This window comes from Variovorax sp. Varisp53 (assembly GCF_059491555.1).
The window spans coordinates 6174927-6192562 of the sequence record NZ_CP168512.1; the positions used below are offsets into that span (position 1 = coordinate 6174927).

The following is a 17636-nucleotide window of genomic DNA, read 5'->3' on the forward strand; positions in this document are numbered from 1 at the left end:
TGGAAATCAGGCGCACTTTAAATATATTAAGGATATATCGTCAAGATTTTTCTATTCCCCCGAGGAAGCGCTCGGCTTCGCTTCGCATGCCCCGCGAAATGGCTTCCCAGGTCCGCGCGGGAAAGTCGCCCGGCAGCAGGGCTTCGACTTCGCCCAATGCCTGGTCGAGCGACGCCACCATCTCCAGCATGGCGTTCCACACGTCGATGCCACCGTTCTTCATTGCCAGCTGGTGCCAATGGCGCGCCTGGATGGTGTGAAAAACGTAGTGCTTGCTCTTGGAGCGAACCGCCATGGCCAGGCCCGCCTGGCGCGGCTGGAAATGGTTGGGCCCGTTGCCGAAATAGGGCCACATCGAAATGATGTCGTAGAGCGGCGTCATGTCGTAGACATCGCCCTGATACAGGCGCACCGAAAAGTTCTTGGCGTGGCCGTCCGTCCCGGCGAGAAGAAAGAAGGCCAGTTGGGTCAGCAGGAACCGGGTGCTGTCGTCGGCGCTGCGGCTTCCCTGCAGGAGCTGCAGGCACCTGGGCATGCCGGGGCCTCCATGCTGCTCGTACTTTTCGTTCGACGGCAGTCCCATGGCCTGGCAAAAATCTTCTTGCGGCAGGCGCGCGATCCATGTGCCGCCGTCCATCCACTCGCGATCGAAGCGCTCCACCACCAGGACCGTCTGGCCACCGAAGCTCGCCATGGATGTGGGCGCCACAAGCAAGCCGAGCGCCTCGACGATCTGCGCGCAAACCCATTCGTTCTGCACCGAGTCGGATGCGTCCACGCGCCTGGAGCCGCCGATGAGCCCGAGCGGCAGCTTGATGATGTGCGTGGTGGGCGTGGCGCCGTGCGGGCGGCACCACGCGCCGTTCCAGCGGGTCAGGGCGGTCTTCTCCTGGGCACCGGCAAGGGAGATGCGGAACAGGTCTTCGTCGCGCATGCTTTCGGGGGTGGCGTCGGACGGAACGGCCCGCAGCAGCTCGGCGATTTCCTCTTCGTCGAGAGGCTCGCAGTTCATGGTCTTCCAGCCTTCGGGCGCGGCGCCTTCGGGCAGCAGCTGCACGGCGCCGACACAGTCGCGCCCAATGGCTTCGAGCAGGTCGAAGGTGCTGATGTCCTTGAGCTTGAAACGATGGCCCAGACGTGCACGGATCCCGATGTTGTCGGGCAGCAGGTTGTCGAAGTAGTTCCTGACCACCTCGCCCTGTACTTCGAGCGTGCTGTTGATGGGAATCGACAGCGACAGCGACCGCCGTCGCGGCGATTCCAGCCACCCGGGGTGATACCTGAAAGCGTGGGAGTCGCGATCGACAGACCAGGTGCCGACCAGCTCCCCGTTCATCCACGCATTCAGCGCCTGCATCACCAGGAACCTGTCTTTGGCCGGATGACGAAGCTGCGGCGCGATGTCGGCTTGACGTCCATGCCCGGGTTCAGCGCTTGGAGCAGCCGGAGCAACGCACCCGGCGCGGTCGATGGAACCTGAGCCGGCGCGTCCTCGAACGATGGCGGCGCCGGAGCGTCCGGCTCCCCGGGGGACAGCGTCACCAGCACGGAGCCGCCACTCATCTTCCGGGTTTCCCATCCTGGTGGGACTTTCACGGCCGTGTCCTGTGGAGACTCGTACTTCACGCGCTCCTCCATCGCGTACAGGGGGCCGCCGCTTGAAGGTGTTTCTTCCCTCAGGTAGAAGGACGCCCCCAGCACCGACAGCAGCTTCATCAATTGCTCGAAACCGACGGCACCGGGATTCGCCTCGATCTCTGCGATCCGGGCCTGGCTGACGCCGACGAGCGCGCCCGCTTGCGCCTGCGTCAGGCCGCGTTTTTTCCGCAGCGCCTTCAGGTGTGGCCGTAGCTGGTCGACGAAGCGAAGGGGGAAGTCCATCTTGCGAGCAAGATATCGGCCCTGTCTTGTTTTGTCAACATACAAGCTTTGACGTATTTTTACGTCTTACAAGCTTGGGCTTGTAATAACCCAAAACAAGGCTCCGCTTGTAATTCACGCCTAATCGATCTTCGCCCCCGAAGCCTTCACCACCGCCCCCATCGCATCCCAGTCCGCGCGCAACAGTTTTTGGAACTCCTCCGCGCTCTGGCTGCGCGGCTCCACGCCCAGGCGCTTGAAGCGTTCCTGGATCGCCGGGTCGGCCAGCACCTTGTTGGCCGCGACGTTGATGCGCTCGACTTCCGCCTTGGGCGTGCCAGCCGGCGCCAGCAAACCGATCCACGAATCGAAGGCGTAGCCCGGCAGGCCGCTCTCGGCCACCGTCGGCAGCTTCGGCAGGAAGGGGCTGCGCGACTGGCCGGTGGACGCGAGCAGCTTGATGCGCGCATCGTCCTGGAAGCCGATCACGCCGATGCTCGACGAGATCACCGCCTGCACGCGGCCTGCCAGCACCTCGTTGACGGCCTCGCCGGTCGACTTGGTCGGGATGTGCGTCATCTGCAGCCCGGCCTTCGCGAGGAACGACGCCATCGCGAGGTGCGTCGCGCTGCCGTTGCCGGCCGAGGCGTAGTTGTACTTGCCGGGGTTGGCCTTGACCTCCTTGATGAAGTCGGCCGTGGTCGACACGTTCATGCCGCTCGCCACCGCCAGCACATAGCCCGCGTTGCCGACGTTGGCCACACCGACGAAATCCTTCAGCGGGTCGTAGCTCAGCTTGTTGTAGAGGAAACCCGCGATGTTGTGGCTCGCCGCCGCGAGGACCAGCGTGCTGCCGTCGGCCGGCGCGCGCGCCACCAGGGCCGCGCCCACGGTGCCGCCCGCGCCCGCGCGGTTCTCGACGATGGCGCTGGTGCCGAGCGCCACACCCAGCTCGTTGTTGAAGGCGCGCGCCACCGTGTCCTGCACCGCGCCGGTGGCGAAGGGCACGACGATGTGGATCACGCGCTGCTGCGCATGGGCAGGTGCGATGGCACCAAGCACCGCCGCGGCAGCAAGCGCGGTCAATGAACGTCGGGTGAGCGGGGTGGAGATCATCTGTATGGCCACTTTCTTGGTCATCGTCAACAGGAAGGGAACAACTTCAAGCGCCCAACGGCAGCCAGCGCTGCACCAGCTTCACGAAGTAGCTGGCACCGATCGGGATGATCTCGTCGTTGAAGTCGAACGAGGTGTTGTGGATGATGCAAGGGCCGGGCCCGTGGCCGTCGAGCCGGTGGTCGCCGTCGCCGTTGCCCAGGAAGGCGTAGCAGCCGGGCCGCGCGAGCAGCATGTGGGCGAAGTCTTCGGCGCCCATCACGGCGGGGAAGTTGTCGGTGACCATGTCGTCACCCACCACCTCGCGCATCACGCCGGCGGCAAAGCGCGCCTCGGCCGGATGGTTCACGGTCGGCGGCGACGAGCGGTTGAAATACACCTCGGCCGTGCAACCGTGCGCCGCCGCAACGCCCGCGGCCACTTCGCGCAGGCGGGCCTCGAGCTTGTCGATGGCCTCGATGGAGAAAGTGCGGATGGTGCCGCCCACCGTGGCCACGTCGGGAATCACGTTGGGCGCATCGGAGCCCTGCAGCTGCGTGACCGCCAACAGCGCACGCTCGGTGCTCGGGATGGTGCGCGCCACGATGGTCTGCAGCTGCTGCGCGAGCGTGACCACGGCCGCCACCGGGTCGATGCCCGTGTGCGGCATCGAGGCATGCGTGCCGCGCCCGCGCAGCGTGATCTTGTACGTGTTGCTCGACGCCATCAGCGCGCCTTCGTTGAGCGCAAAGCGGCCCACGTCGCCGACGGGGAAGTTGTGCAGCCCGAAGACCGCGTCGCAAGGAAAGCGCTCGAACAGACCCTCGTCGATCATCTTCTTCGCGCCGGCCTTGCCCATCTCCTCGGCGGGCTGGAAGATGAAATGCACCGTGCCGTCGAAGTCGTCCGGCCCCTGCTGCGACAGGTGCCACGCGGCGGCCAGCAGCATGGTGGTGTGGCCGTCGTGGCCGCAGGCGTGCATGCGGCCGGGGTTGGTCGACTTGTGGGCGAACTCGTTGGCTTCATGCAGCGGCAGCGCGTCCATGTCGGCGCGCAGGCCGATGGTGCGACTGCCCGTGCCCTTGCGAAGCACGCCGACGAGACCGGTGCCGGCAATGCCGCGGTGCACCTCGATGCCCCATCCGGTCAACAGGTTCGCGACCTTCTCGGAAGTGCGGTGCTCCTCGAAACCGAGTTCGGGATGGGCGTGGATGTCGCGTCGGATCTCGACGAAGCGCGCGGCGTTGGCAAGAAAGGAATCTGCGATGTTCATGGCGGAAAAGGGCTGTCGTGGGAGGCGGAGGATTCTGGCGCAAGGCGGCGTTTGCCGCCATGCCGCTTTGTCAGAGCCCCGCCAGCACCTCGTCTAGCGTCGCGACCAGCAGGTCGGCATTGGCCTCGGAGAACACAAGCGGCGGGCGGATCTTCAGCGTGTTGGCGTGCTCGCCGGTGGCGCTCAGCAGCACCTGCCGCTCGCGCAGGCCGTTGACGACGCGCACGGTCTCCACAGTGGCGGGCGTGCGCGTGCGCCGGTCCGTCACGAGTTCCACGCCCACGAACAGCCCCGCGCCGCGCACGTCGCCGATCAGCGCATGGCGCTCGGCCAGCCCGGCCAGCCCGGCGCGCAGATGGCGGCCCACGCGCTGCGCATTGGCCATCAGGCCTTCGCGCTCGATCACGTCGAGCACCGCCATGCCGGCCGCCATCGACACCGGGTTGCCGCCGAAGGTGTTGAAGTAGCGGCACTCGCGGCCGAACGCGGCCAGCACCTCCGGCCGCACCGCCAGCCCAGCCAATGGATGGCCGTTGCCCAGCGGCTTGCCCATGGTCACGATGTCGGGCACCAGACCCTCGTGGCGCATGAAGCCCCAGAAGGCATCGCCGGTGCGGCCCAGGCCGGGCTGCACTTCGTCGGCAATGAAGATCCCGCCGGCCTCGCGGATCGCGGCGACCGCTTCGTTCAGGAAGCCCGCCGGGTCGGTGAAGATGCCGTCGCTCGAGAACACAGTGTCGACCATCAGCGCGGCCGGCCGCAAGCCATGCGCCTGCAGGTCGGCGATGGCGGCGCGCACGCCAGCGGCGAAAGCCCATCCCTGGTCTTCGGGCGGCACGCGGTAGCTGTCGGGGGGCGGCACGGTGCGCACGGTCTTGCCGAGCTGCACGAAGCGCCCGAGCGAGGGCGATGCCTGCGCGATCGACTCCGTCACGCCGTGGTACGCGAAGCGCGTGACGATCAGCCCTTCGGCCTTCGTGTGGGCCTTGGCGATGCGCATCGCAAGGTCGTTGGCCTCGCTGCCGGTGCAGGTGAACATCGCATGGCCGAGCGCGGGCGACATGGTGGCCAGCAGGCGCTCGGCGTAGTCGAGCACGCCTTCGTGCAGGTAGCGCGTGTGGGTGTTGAGCACGCTGGCCTGCCGTGCAATCGCCTCCACCACGTGCGGATGGCAATGCCCCACCGACGCGACGTTGTTGTACGCATCGAGGTAGCGCTTGCCGTCGGCATCGTCGAGCCACACGCCATCGCCGCGCACCGGATGCAGCGGTGCTTCGTAGAACAGGCGGTAGGCCGGGCCGAGCAGGCGCGCGCGGCGTTCCAGGAGCGATTCTTCTTCAGGCATGTTCGCGACTCTCGTTCATGCCGCAAGCGCGCCGGAACGCGGCACTGGTGACATCGTTGCCGATGCGGTCGCAGGCCTGCAGGCGGGCCCACGACAGCAGGTTGTTGCGCAGCAGGTAGGCCGCGTTGTCGGGATGGCGCGCAGCGCGCCAGCCGCTGATGGCGACCACCATCACGAGCCGCGCGGTGATGAGCGTGAACAGCACGTCGACTTCCTCGCGCGTCAACGGCAGCACGGCGTGGTACGCGGCGATGAAGGGCACGATGCCGGCCAGCGCATCGCCCGCCGGATCGAGCTGGTAGGCCGCAGCCACCGCGAGGTCGTCGATCAGCGGTGCGCGCACCATGTCGCCGAAGTCGAGGATGCCGGCAATGCGGTCGGTGTCGCCGGGGTCGACCAGCACGTTGTAGATGTTGAAATCGTTGTGGATGGGCTGCGTGCGCAGGCCCCCCAGCACCGGCTTTGCATCGCGCTGGAAGCGGTCGAGCGAGCGTTCGGCCAGCGCGCGCCGCGCCGGGTCGGCGATGTGCGCGAGCAGGCCACGCACGCTGTCGGCGCGCTGGATGTCCCAGGGCAGGGCGAGCGCACCGGCCGGATGGTCGAAGCCGCTCAGCGCGAGGTCGAGCCGGGCCAGCGTGCGCGCAAGGTTCAGTTGCTGCGCGGAAGTACGCGGCGCGTCGGGCAGGGGCAAGCCCGGCAGGTAGCTGAAGAGCCGTGCCACACGCGGCAGGCCGTCGCCCGGATCGCAGAGCAACGAAGGCTGGCCGTCGCATGTGGGCACGATGCGCTGCACGGGCAGCTCCGGATCGGCTCTTGCAATGTGCAGCAGCGCCTGCGTCTGGAAGTCCGCCACCAGCGGCGTTTCCGACGGGTGCGAGATCTTCAGCATGAAGCGCTCGCCGCTCCGCGCGGACTCAAGGCGGTAATTGCGGTCGCGCTCGCCGGTCAGCGGCCGCATCTCGCCTTCGATGCCGTAGTGGTGCAGCGCGAACGTGCGCACCCAGTCGGGGTCGAGCTCGGGCGAGCCTTCGCTCAGGACTTCCGCGTCGTCGAACCCGGCCGTTGCCGTCATGCGGCGCTCGCGAAGCCGCGCAAAGCGCTGGCGAGATTCGGGCCCAGGTCGTCCGACAGGTAGCCGCCTTCCTGCACCAGCACCGTGGGCAGGCCGAGGCGCGCGATCTCGGCCAGCAGTTGCGCGAAGCCGGGCGTCGTGATCTTCATGCCCTTGTAGGGATCGCGCTCGTGCGTGTCGAGGCCGAGCGCCACCACCAGCGCGCCGGGCGCGAAGGCACGGATGCTGTCGCAGGCATCGCGCAGCGCGGGCAGGTAGCCGTCGATGTCGGTGCCCAGTGCAAGCGGCTTGTTGATGTTGTAGCCCAGGCCCGCGCCCTCGCCGCGCTCGTGCGCATAGCCGGTGAAGAAGGGCGTGAAGTTGCGCGGGTCGCCGTGCAGCGAGATCGTCAGCACGTCGGCGCGGCGATAGAAGATGCCCTGCGTGCCGTTGCCGTGGTGCACGTCGATGTCGAGGATCGCCACGCGGTCGTGCGCCGCACGCAAGTGCTGCGCCGCGATGGCCGTGTTGTTCAGGTAGCAGAAGCCGTTGGCCCGGTCGGCATAGGCGTGGTGGCCCGGCGGACGGCACAGCGCATAGGCCGCGCGCTCGCCTTGCAGCACGAGCTGCGCTGCATGGGTGGCCACGTGGGCCGAGCCCACGGCTGCGGCCCAGGTGTGCGGGCCGATGGAACACGCGTTGTCGCCCATGTGGAAGCCGGCCTGCCCGACCACGCTCTCCGGATACGTGCAGGGCTCGCCCGGAAAGGGATGGATGTTGGGCATGACCTCGTCGGACGGATCGTCCAGCAGCCGCCAGCGCGCGTAGGCCGTCTCCAGGAATCGCAGGTACTCCGGCGTGTGGATCGCGGCACGCGGGCCGGCACCGAAGTCTTCGCCCGCGACAACCTCATGACCATCGTGCTCGACCGCCGACAGCAGGCGGAAGGCGCGCTCGGGCTGCTCGTTGCTGCGCTTCAGGCGGCCGCGCACCATGAAGAGCTGCGGGTCGTGGTCCTTGTGGGCGTCGCTGTAGACGATCTTCATCTCGCAGGTCCTTGCGTGGAAGTGGTGGGAGAGACGTCGCCGTGCTGCTTCACGAACAGCGCGCGCACCTGCTGCCAGGCGTCGTCGAGATGCTCGCGCATGGCCAGGCGTGACGCCTCGACGTCACGGCTCATCAGCGCATCGACGATGGGGTAGTGCGTGTTGGCCATGGTCTCGGGGTCGTGGTAGACCGCGTCGATCAGCGCGATGATCATCTGCATCTCGGTCTGGGTGTTCGAGAAGATGCGGTGCAGGTGCGCGTTGCCCGAAAGCTCGGTGATCAGCGTGTGGAAGGCCAGGTCGGTCGCGATGCGCACGTGCTGCGGCTGCGTGGGCGCCTCGCGCACCATGTCGTCCACCAGCGTGCGCAGGCGCTGCAGCCCTGCGTCGTCGGCCTTGCGGCAGGCCAGCTCGACCGAGGTCATCTCCAGGCTCAGGCGCACTTCGAACAGGTCGTCGATTTCCTGGACGCTGATGGTGCGCACCGCGAAGCCATGGCGCGGGCGCGCCACCAGCACGCCCTGGCGCTCGAGCCGGCGCGCGGCCTCGCGCACGGGGGCGCGGCTCACGCCCATGCGGCGCGCGATCTCGGCCTCGACGATGCGGCTGCCGGGCGCGAGGCGCCCTTCGACGATGGCGCGCGTCAGCTGCGCTTCGACCAGTCCGACCAGGTCAGGCGCCTCGACGGACTCGAAGCCGGTGCTGTCGGCGGTGGAAGAAGAAAAAGCCATGGTGTTTGTCTCGTCATGTGAGGGGTAGCGGGGCCGTATTCTTGATCGGCCGCCGTGCCAGGTAGACCCCCGCGGCCATGATCAGCGCAATGCCCGCCATCGCCAGCCCATCGGGCGGCTTGTGGAACCAGAAAGTGCTGAAGACCACCGCGAGCAGCAGCTGGAAGTAGTTGAGCGGTGCCAGCGTCGCGGCCTCGACGCGCTCGAAGGCGGCCAGCAGCAGCCACTGCGCCAACCCGCTGCAGGCACCGCCCGCGAGCAGCAACAGCACCGCGCCGGCAGCGGGCTGCTCGGTCGGCAGGAAGAAGGGCGCGGGCAGGGCGGTGACGACCAGGCACACCAGCGCCGTGTACGCGTACTGCACCGGGCTCGCGACCAGCCCCGCGAGGCGGCGCGTGAGCAGCTGGAAGATCGCATAGCAGACGGCCGACACCGCCATCAGCACCGTACCCACCCAAGGCAGGTTGCCGCCGGGCCGCACGATCAGCAGCATACCTGCGAAGCCCACGCTCACCGCCACCCAGCGGCTGCGCTGCACCGCCTCGCCCACCAGCCAGGGCGACAGCGCCACCATGAGCAGCGGCGCGGTGAAGTAGATGGCGGTGGCCTCGGCCAGCGGCATCCAGATCAGCGCGGTCATGAAGCAGGTGGCCACGGTCGCGAGCATCGCGCCGCGCAACAGCAGCAGCTTCTTCTGCGGCGCGCGCCAGATGCGCAAGTCGCCGTGGCGCAGCAGCATCGCGAAGGCAATGCAGATCACCGACAGGTAGCGCATCAGGTTGACGAACGGCGCGGGGTAGAACTGCAGCATGTGCTTGCAGAAGGCGTCGTAGCTCGCGAACGCCACCAGCGCGCAGAAGAACAGCGCAACGCCGGTGCTCCTGGAGCCCGGCGGGCGCAGCAGCACTGCGGCGCTCGCGGCGGTGTTCACGCCAGCGAAGCCTCGAAGCGGACCATCGCGCGATCGAAGCGCTCGAACATCTCGTCGATCTGCGCGGGCGTGATGATGAGCGGCGGACAGAAGGCGACGGCATCGCCCATGGCGCGCACGATCAGGCCCTCCTGCAGCGCGAGTTCGGCCAGCCGTGCGCCGGCCTTCATCGCCGCATCGAAGGGCATGCGCTTCGCCGGATCGGCTGCAAGTTCGAGCGCGCCGATCAGCCCCACGCCGCGCACCTCGCCCACATGCGGATGGCCGGCGTAGCGGCGCAGGCCGGCCTGGAACTGCGGCGCCACCGCCTGCACATGCGCGAGCACCTGCTCGTCCTCGTAGATGCGCAGCGTTTCGAGCGCGACCGCGGCAGTCACCGGATGGCCCGAGTAGGTGAAGCCGTGGCCGAAGGTGCCGATCTTTCCGCTGTTGGCGGCCACGGCCGCATGCACCTGCTCGGACACCATGACGGCCGAGATCGGCACATAGCCCGACGACAGGGCCTTGGCTGCGGTAAGGATGTCGGGCCGCAGGCCGAAGGTGGTGGAGCCGAACATCTCGCCGGTGCGGCAGAAGCCGCAGATCACCTCGTCGGCGATCAGCAGCACCTCGTACTTGCGCAGCACCGCCTGCACCTTTTCGAAATAGGTGGCTGGTGGCACCAGCACGCCGCCGGCGCCCATCACCGGTTCCGCGATGAAGGCACCCACGGTGTCGGGCCCTTCGGCAAGGATGCGCTGCTCGAGCGCGTCGGCCAGCCGCGTGGCGAAGGCCTCTTCGGTTTCGCCGGGCTCGGCGTAGCGGTAGTGGTGCGGGCAGTCGACGTGCAGCACGCGGTCGATCGGCAGGTCGAAGTCGCGGTGGTTCGGCACCAGCCCGCTCAAGCTGGCCGCCGCCACGGTGACGCCGTGGTACGCATTGCGGCGCGCGATGATCTTCTTCTTGCCGGGCTTGCCGATGGCGTTGTGGTAGTACCAGACCAGCTTGACGGCCGTGTCGTTGGCCTCCGAACCCGAGTTGGCGAAGAACACCTTGGACATCGGTACCGGCGCCATCGACAGCAGCTTTTCGGCCAGCGCAATGGCCGCCGCATTCGAACGGTGGTTGAAGGTGTGATAGCAGGGCAGCGTGTGCAACGCGTCGCTGCCGGCCTTGGCAAGGCGCGCGTTGCTGAAGCCCAGCGAGACGCACCACAAGCCCGACATGGCCTCCAGATAGCGGCGGCCCTGGTCGTCCTCCACGTAGATGCCATCGCCGCGCTCCATCACGAGCGGATCGACCTGCGGATGCGCCGCGAGGTTGGTGAAGGGATGCAGGTGGGCCGCGATGTCGTTAGCGGCGCGCTCTGCGTGCGCCGATTGCAGGGCGGCGATAGAGATGGATGCGTTCATGTGGCCTGCTCCGTTGTCTTGAAATGCGAGGGCGGCTCAGTAGCCCCGGTCGAGGTCGACGGCCGTTCCTGGCCGCTCGCCGCGCCGTACGAGCGCGAGGTTGTGCAGTGTCTGCTGCGCGATCACCGACGTGTCGGTGCGGGTGGCGATATGCGGCGTGACCAGGATGCGCCGGTCGCCCCAGAAAGGGTGGTCGGCCGGCAGCGGCTCCTGCGTGAAGGCATCGAGCGTGGCGGCGGACAACTGGCCGTTGTCGAGCGCGCGCAGCAGGTCGGCCTCGACAAGGTGTGCACCGCGTCCGACGTTGACCAGGTGCGCGCCGCGCGGCAGCCGCGCGAACAGGTCTGCGCTCAGAAAGCCCTGCGTCTGCGGCGTGAGCGGCAGCAGGCACACCAGCGTGTCGCAGCCCGAGAGGAATTCATCGAGCTGCGCATCGCCATGGAAGCCCGCGACACCCGCCGGTAGGTCGGCCTTCGCGCTGCGGCTCCAGCCGCGCACCGCATAGCCGATGGCGGCCAATGCCTCGGCACAGGCCAGCCCCAGGGTGCCAAGCCCCGCGATGCCGACGCGGTGGCGCCCCGGCGGGCTCATCGGCTGCTCCTGCCATGCCCCCATGGCCGCGCTCGCAAGGTACGCAGGCATCAGTCGCTGATGCTGGATCACGGCCCAGCACACGTAGGCCTTCATGCCCGTGGCCATCTCCGGATCGACGATGCGGCACAGCGGCAGCGCGCGCGGCAGTTGCGGGTCGGCCGTGATGTGGTCGACGCCCGCGGCCAGCGACTGCACCAGCTGCAGCTGCGGCAAGCTCGCCAGCAGGCCGTGCGGCGGATACCAGCAGACGGCCGCATCGATCTGTTCGAGCGGGCCGAGGTCGGTGCCCAGCCGCAAGTCGATATCGGGGCAGTGCTGGCGGAAGGCCGGCGCAAGGTAGTGCATGTCGAGCACATCGCTCAGCAGCGCAACGCAAGGCATCAGGCCACCTTCGCAGACACGTCGGCCTGCCCCGCGAGGCGCGGCACCGCGTCGATCAGCTTGCGCGTGTAGGCGTGCTGCGGATCGTTGAGCACCTTCTGCGTCTCGCCGTATTCCACCACCTCGCCGCGCTGCATCACCGCGATGCGGTCGCACATCTGGCCGGCCACGCGCAGGTCGTGCGTGATGAAGACCATCGCGAGCTGGAACTGCGCACGCACCTGCGCGAAGAGCTCCAGCACCTGTGCCTGCACCGACACGTCGAGCGCCGACACCGGCTCGTCGGCCACCAGCAGCTCGGGCTGCATCGCGAGTGCGCGGGCGATGCCGATGCGCTGGCGCTGCCCGCCCGAGAACTCGTGCGGATAGCGCTGCGCTGCATCGGCGCCCAGGCCCACGAGCTGCAGCAGCTCCATGGCGCGCGCCATCGCCTCGGCCTTGCCCACGCCTTGTGCGATAGGCCCGCCCGCGATGGCCGCGCCGATGCGGTGGCGCGGGTTGAGCGAGGCGTACGGGTCCTGGAACACCATCTGGATCTTGCCGGCCGCCGCACGCCGGAAGCTCTTGCCCTGCGCGAGGTTGCGGCCCTTGAAGAGAATGCGCCCACTGTCGAAGGGCGCGAGCCCCACGAGGCAGCGCCCCACGCTCGACTTGCCCGAACCCGACTCGCCCACGAGCCCCAGCGTCTCGCCGCGGTGCAGCTCGAAGCTGATGTCCTTCGCCGCCTGCACCGCGCGGCCGCGCTTGAACAGGCTGCCGCTCGAATGGTAGGTCTTGCACAGGTCCTGCACCTGCAGCACGCGTGTCAGGTCATCGTGCGGCACGGTCTGCGCCTGGCCGTCGGGAATGGCGGCGATGAGCTTGCGCGTGTAGGGATGCTGCGGCGCACCGAGCACCTGCGCGGCCGGGCCGCTCTCGACCACGTGGCCGGTCTGCATGACCACCACGTGGTCGGCAATTTCGGAGACCACGCCGAAGTCGTGCGTGATGAAGAGCACGGCCGTACCGCGGCGCTGCTGCAGCTCGCGCACCAGCGCGAGGATCTGCGCCTGGGTGGTGACGTCGAGCGCGGTGGTGGGCTCGTCGGCGATCAGCAGCACGGGCTCCAGCACCAGCGCGCAGGCGATCATCACGCGCTGGCGCTGGCCGCCCGAGAGGCGGAAGGGATAAGCGTCGATCAGCAGCTCGGGGTCGGGCAGGCCCACGTCGGCCAGCGCCGCGAGGATGCGGCGGCGCTTCTCTGCAGCAGGCACGTTGCCGTGCGCGTCGAACACTTCGCCGATCTGCTCGCCGATGCGCATCACCGGGTTCAGCGCGGTCATCGGCTCCTGGAACACCATGCCGATGCGCCTCCCGCGCAGTTCGCGCATCTGCGGCTCGGTGAGCTGCAGCAGGTCATGGCCGTCGAACAGGATGCGCCCCGCGACCGGCGCCACGTGCGGGCGCGGCAACAGGCCCATGACCGCGTTGGCGATCATCGACTTGCCCGAACCCGACTCGCCGACCACGCACAGCGTCTGGCCAGGCATTACCGAGAGCGTGGCGCCTTCGACGGCCAGCGCGCGGTCGGCGCCCGAGGGCAGCGAGATGCTCAGGTCGACGATGTCGAGCACGGGATGCAGGGGTTTCATTGGCGTGACGGTGGCGTTCATTCACTTGCCCTTTCCGTGCAGCCGCGTGTTGAGCCCGTCGCTCAGGCCTTCGCCCACGAGGTTGAGCGCGAGCACGGTCAGCACGATCGCCAACCCCGGGAACAGCGCCATCCACCAGGCCTGTCGCAGCACGGTGCGCGCGGCACCGACCATGTAGCCCCAGCTCATCTGGTTCGGGTCGCCCAGGCCGAGAAAGCTCAGGCTGCTTTCGAGCAGGATGGCCGTGGCCACCATCAGCGAGGCCATCACGATGATGGGCGACATGGCGTTGGGCAATATCTGCGTGAGGATGATGCGCGGCGTCGACTGCCCCGCGAGCAGCGCGGCCTGAACGAAGTCGCGCTGGCGCAGCGTGAGGAACTCGCTGCGCACGAGGCGCGCCACCGGCGGCCACGAGACGATGGCGATGGCCACGACGATGGACTTGATCGAAGGCTCGAAGATCGCCACCAGCACGATAGCCAGCGCAAAGCTCGGAACGGCCTGGAACAGCTCGGTGAAGCGCATCAGCGCCGCATCGATCCAGCCGCCGAAGTAGCCGGCCACCGCGCCGAGGCTGACGCCGATCAGCAGCGCCACGAAGGTGGACACCACGCCTATCAGCAAGGAGATGCGCGCGCCGTAGACGAGGCCCGAGAGGATGTCGCGGCCCAGCGTGTCGGTGCCCAGCAAGAAGCCGGGTTCGGTCCACGGCCGCACGAAGGGCTGCTCGACCATGGCCCACGGATCGTTGGTGGCGAGCCACGGGCCGAGCAGCGCGACGACTGCCACGATCAGCAGCACGACCATGCCGGCCACGGCGCCCTTGTTGCGGCGAAAGCGCCGCCAGAAATCGCTTTGCATCATGTCAACTCGATCCGCGGATCGACCAGCGTGTACACGAGGTCGGTGATGAGGTTGAAGAGCACGGCCATCGCGGCCGTCACCAGGAAGGCGCCGAGCAGCAGGCTGTAGTCGCGCTGCAGCAGCGCGTCGAACATCAGGCGGCCGATGCCGGGCCAGGCGAAGACGGTCTCGGTCAGCACCGCGCCGCCGATCATGCCGCCGGCCTGGATGCCCGCGAGCGTGACCACCGGCAGCAGCGCGTTGCGCAGCACATGCGCGCGCAGGATGCGGCCGGGCCGCACGCCCTTGGCGCGCGCGGTCTTCACGAAGTCCATCTGCGCCACCTCGAGCATCGCGGCGCGCGTCATGCGCGCATAGACGGCCATGTAGAACAGCGCGAGCGTGAGCGCGGGCAGCACCAGGTGTTTCGCCACGTCGAGCACCAGCGCGAAGCCGGTGTGGCCCGAGCCCACGGTCATGAGGCCGAAGCCCGGCAGCCATTCGAGCTGCACCGTGAACACCAGCACCGCCATCAGCGCGAGCCAGTACAGCGGCGTGGCGTAGAAGAGCAGCGCCACCACCGTGATGGCGCTGTCGACCCATGTGCCCGCACGCCGCGCCGACAGCGCACCGAGCGTGATGCCGAACAGCAGCGAGAGCGCGAAGGCACTGCCGGTAAGCAGCAGCGTGGCCGGCAGCCGGTCCAAGATGAGCTTGAGCACCGGCTGTTGCTGGCGGTACGAGTAGCCGAGGTCGAGCCGCACCACCTTGCCGACGTAGGTGGCGAGCTGCGTCGACAGCGGCTGGTCGAGCCCGAACTGCGCGCGCAGCTGCGCCACGAACTGCGGATCGGACGCGCCGGCTTCGCCCGCCAGCACCGACACCGGATCGCCCGGCGCGGCGCGCACCAGCATGAAGTTGACCGTGGCGATCAGCAGGATCGCCACCAACCCCTGCAGCACGCGGGTCAACATGAACTGCGTACGTTTCATTCGCTGCTCCGCGCGGTCAGCCGATGCTTGCGGTGCCGAGGCTGTCGTTCAGCCCGATGCCCGAGCTGATGATGTTGTTGAGCTTGGTGCGGTAGAGCGTCGGGAAGTTGAGCTCCAGCAGCCAGGCCACGGGCACTTCGTCGAGCAGGATCTTCTGCGCCTGCAGGTAGGTGGCCTTGCGCTTCTCGGGATCGGTCTCGCGCGCGCCGGCATCGAACAGCTCGTCGATCTTCGGGTTCGAGTAGCCCTCGACGTTGTTGAACGGCGAGCCCTTGGCGATGTTGGCGGTGGTGTAGTTGCGCGCCACGCCCAGCGCCGGGTCGCCGTACTGGTAGACGTAGGTGAAGGCGAGGTCGTAGTCCCAGTCATTGAGGCGCTGGTTCCAGCCGGCCACGTCGGTGGCGGTCATCTCGACCTTGATGCCGGCCTGGGCCAGGTTCTGCTTCAGGATCTCGGCCTGGCGCGACCAGGTCTCGCCATAGGGCAGCGGCAGCAGCCGCAGGGTTTCGCCCTTGTAGCCCGATTCGGCCAGCAGCTTTTTGGCCGTCTCGACGTTGCGCGGGTACTTGGCGACGTCGGTGCTGTGGAATTTGATGTTGCTGTTGAACGGTCCCGTCGCCGGCTTGGCAAAGCCCTGCCACGCGATCTTGGCCATGGCCTCGCGGTCGATGGCGAACATCACGGCCTGGCGGAACTTGACGTTGTCCATCGGCGCCTTGCGGTTGTTCAGCCACAGCCACGAATGCGGCGCGAAGAACTCCCAGCCCTTGGTGGTGACGGCAACGCCCGGCAGCTTGGACAGCCGCTGCACGTCGAAGTACTCGACCGCGCCGCCAGGCACCAGGTCGACCTTGCCCGACTCGAAGGCCGCTGCGCGCGAAGCCGCGTCGGGAATGACGTGGAAGTAGACGCTGTCGACCAGCGGCACGTCCTTGACGTGGTACTTGTCGTTGGCCACGAGCTGGATGTACGAGCCCTTGACCCACTCCTTGAACTTGAACGGCCCGGTGCCGATGGGCGTGGCGTTGGCGGGGTTGGTCGCGAAGTCGGTGCCTTCGTAGATGTGCTTCGGGATCATCGGCATGCTGCCGACCTCGAAGATGCCGATGAAGGGCCCGAAGGGGTACTTGAGCTTGAACTCGACCGTGAGCGGATCGACCGCGCGGATGCTTTCCACCGCGGCCAGGTTGGCGCGCAGGCGTGCGTGCGTCTTGCGCAGGAACACGTCGGCGGAGAACACCACGTCGGCCGAGGTGAAGGGCTTGCCGTCGTGCCAGGTGACGCCGGGCTTGAGCTTGAAGGTGTAGAGCGTGCCTTCCTTGTTGACGGTCCACGCGGTGGCCAGCGAAGGCAGCGGCGTGATCTTCTCGTCATAGCGAAGCAGGCCTTCGTAGATGTTGCCGGAGATCATCTGCGTCGGGCCGTTCTGCGTGATCCCCAGCATCAGCCCCGGCGGTTCGGGCTGGACGACGGCGTTGATCGTGCCGCCCTTCCTGCCCGCGGCCAGAAGGTGCAGGGGAACGCCGGCCAGCGTCAGGCCGGCGGTGGCGGCGGCACCCATCTGGATGAGGTTGCGACGTTTCATGGGGCGAACTCCTTCTGGCTCTTTCGAGGTGGTGGACAGGGTCAGGGAACGGGAGGGGAAAGCGGGGCGATCAGTCGCGGAACGAGGTGGCCGGCGCGGGCTCGATGCGCTGCAGCAGCGCGCGCCATTCGCGCGCGTTCGGGTCGGCCTGGCCGGGCAGGTGGCTGCCGCCGCCAGCTTCGTATTGCTGCGCGGTCTTCTCGCAGACCTCGGCCGGCACCGGGTAGACCGGCTGGCCGCTCGACTCGATGGCCACCTGCACGCGGCAGGCGCGCTCCAGGTTCAGCATCAGGATGAAGGCCTCCGACACCGTGCGGCCCAGCGTCACCAGGCCGTGGTTGCGCAGGATGAGCGCGCGCGCCGTCGGGCCGAGGTCGGCCACGAGGCGCTCGCGCTCCTCGGGGTCGAGCGCGATGCCCTCGAAGTCGTGATAGACCACGCGCTGGTAGAACTGCAGCGCCCACTGGTTGCAGGGCTGCAGCCCGCCGGCCAGCGACGACACCGCCACGCCGGCCACCGTGTGCGTGTGCAGCACGCAGGCCGCGTCATGGCGCGCCGCGTGCACCGCGCTGTGGATGGTGAATCCGGCCGGGTTCACGTCGTAGGGCGAGTCGTCGAGGATGCGGCCCGCAAGGTCGATCTTGACCAACGACGAGGCCGTGATGTCGCGAAACAGCATGCCGAAGGGGTTGATCAGGAACTGGTCTTCGGTTCCCGGCACACGCGCGGAGATGTGCGTGTAGATGCTGTCGTCCATGCCGTAGTGCGCCACCAGCCGGTAGGCCGCGGCCAGGTCCTGTCGGACCTGGCGCTCGGCGTCGGAGACCGGCGGGGCCTTGCGGTCCACTGCGTGCAGTTGCATATCGCGTTCCTTTTCACCGGCC

General features: G+C 68.0%; 16 protein-coding genes. All 16 read right to left on the reverse strand.

The genetic code is table 11. The features are described 5' to 3' along the window. Positions 1–40: 40 nt before the first annotated feature. Positions 41–1357, reverse strand: a complete 1317-nt coding sequence (locus ACEOAB_RS29080; protein WP_413750438.1) for a type II toxin-antitoxin system HipA family toxin — start codon at positions 1355–1357, stop codon at positions 41–43. Further along, a complete protein-coding gene (locus tag ACEOAB_RS29085) occupies positions 1357–1881 on the reverse strand; it encodes a helix-turn-helix domain-containing protein (protein WP_413750437.1) in 525 nt (174 codons plus the stop codon). The genes ACEOAB_RS29080 and ACEOAB_RS29085 overlap by 1 nt, the downstream gene beginning before the upstream one ends. Positions 1882–2001: 120 nt before the next feature. After that, a complete protein-coding gene (locus tag ACEOAB_RS29090) occupies positions 2002–3000 on the reverse strand; it encodes a tripartite tricarboxylate transporter substrate-binding protein (protein ID WP_495653294.1) in 999 nt (332 codons plus the stop codon). Between the two features lie 22 nt (positions 3001–3022). After that, complete coding sequence (locus ACEOAB_RS29095; protein ID WP_413750879.1) at positions 3023–4228, reverse strand: M20 aminoacylase family protein; 1206 nt, start codon at positions 4226–4228, stop codon at positions 3023–3025. Between the two features lie 70 nt (positions 4229–4298). Then, positions 4299–5573, reverse strand: coding sequence for an aspartate aminotransferase family protein (locus ACEOAB_RS29100; protein WP_495653295.1), 1275 nt, complete (start codon positions 5571–5573; stop codon positions 4299–4301). Beyond that, positions 5566–6645 (reverse strand): phosphotransferase, encoded by a 1080-nt coding sequence (locus ACEOAB_RS29105; protein ID WP_413750877.1) that lies wholly within the window; start codon positions 6643–6645, stop codon positions 5566–5568. The genes ACEOAB_RS29100 and ACEOAB_RS29105 overlap by 8 nt, the downstream gene beginning before the upstream one ends. Beyond that, complete coding sequence (locus tag ACEOAB_RS29110; protein ID WP_413750876.1) at positions 6642–7670, reverse strand: histone deacetylase family protein; 1029 nt, start codon at positions 7668–7670, stop codon at positions 6642–6644. The genes ACEOAB_RS29105 and ACEOAB_RS29110 overlap by 4 nt, the downstream gene beginning before the upstream one ends. After that, complete coding sequence (locus ACEOAB_RS29115; protein WP_495653296.1) at positions 7667–8401, reverse strand: GntR family transcriptional regulator; 735 nt, start codon at positions 8399–8401, stop codon at positions 7667–7669. The genes ACEOAB_RS29110 and ACEOAB_RS29115 overlap by 4 nt, the downstream gene beginning before the upstream one ends. A 13-nt stretch (positions 8402–8414) precedes the next feature. Continuing rightward, complete coding sequence (locus tag ACEOAB_RS29120; protein WP_495653297.1) at positions 8415–9332, reverse strand: DMT family transporter; 918 nt, start codon at positions 9330–9332, stop codon at positions 8415–8417. After that, complete coding sequence (locus tag ACEOAB_RS29125) at positions 9329–10723, reverse strand: aspartate aminotransferase family protein (protein WP_413750346.1); 1395 nt, start codon at positions 10721–10723, stop codon at positions 9329–9331. Before ACEOAB_RS29125 ends, ACEOAB_RS29120 begins: the two co-directional genes overlap by 4 nt. Before the next feature lie 36 nt (positions 10724–10759). After that, positions 10760–11698, reverse strand: a complete 939-nt coding sequence (locus tag ACEOAB_RS29130; protein WP_413750347.1) for a 2-hydroxyacid dehydrogenase — start codon at positions 11696–11698, stop codon at positions 10760–10762. Then, entirely contained in the window at positions 11698–13350 is a 1653-nt protein-coding gene (locus ACEOAB_RS29135; protein WP_413750348.1) for an ABC transporter ATP-binding protein, read from the reverse strand. Before ACEOAB_RS29135 ends, ACEOAB_RS29130 begins: the two co-directional genes overlap by 1 nt. Beyond that, the gene (locus tag ACEOAB_RS29140; RefSeq protein ID WP_413750349.1) at positions 13351–14196 is read right to left on the reverse strand and encodes an ABC transporter permease; all 846 of its coding nucleotides are present in this window, start codon (positions 14194–14196) and stop codon (positions 13351–13353) included. Beyond that, a complete protein-coding gene (locus tag ACEOAB_RS29145) occupies positions 14193–15167 on the reverse strand; it encodes an ABC transporter permease (RefSeq protein ID WP_056517234.1) in 975 nt (324 codons plus the stop codon). Before ACEOAB_RS29145 ends, ACEOAB_RS29140 begins: the two co-directional genes overlap by 4 nt. A 16-nt stretch (positions 15168–15183) precedes the next feature. After that, a complete protein-coding gene (locus ACEOAB_RS29150; protein ID WP_056594702.1) occupies positions 15184–16752 on the reverse strand; it encodes an ABC transporter substrate-binding protein in 1569 nt (522 codons plus the stop codon). Between the two features lie 70 nt (positions 16753–16822). After that, positions 16823–17614 (reverse strand): class II aldolase/adducin family protein, encoded by a 792-nt coding sequence (locus tag ACEOAB_RS29155; protein WP_056594705.1) that lies wholly within the window; start codon positions 17612–17614, stop codon positions 16823–16825. Positions 17615–17636 lie beyond the last annotated feature (22 nt).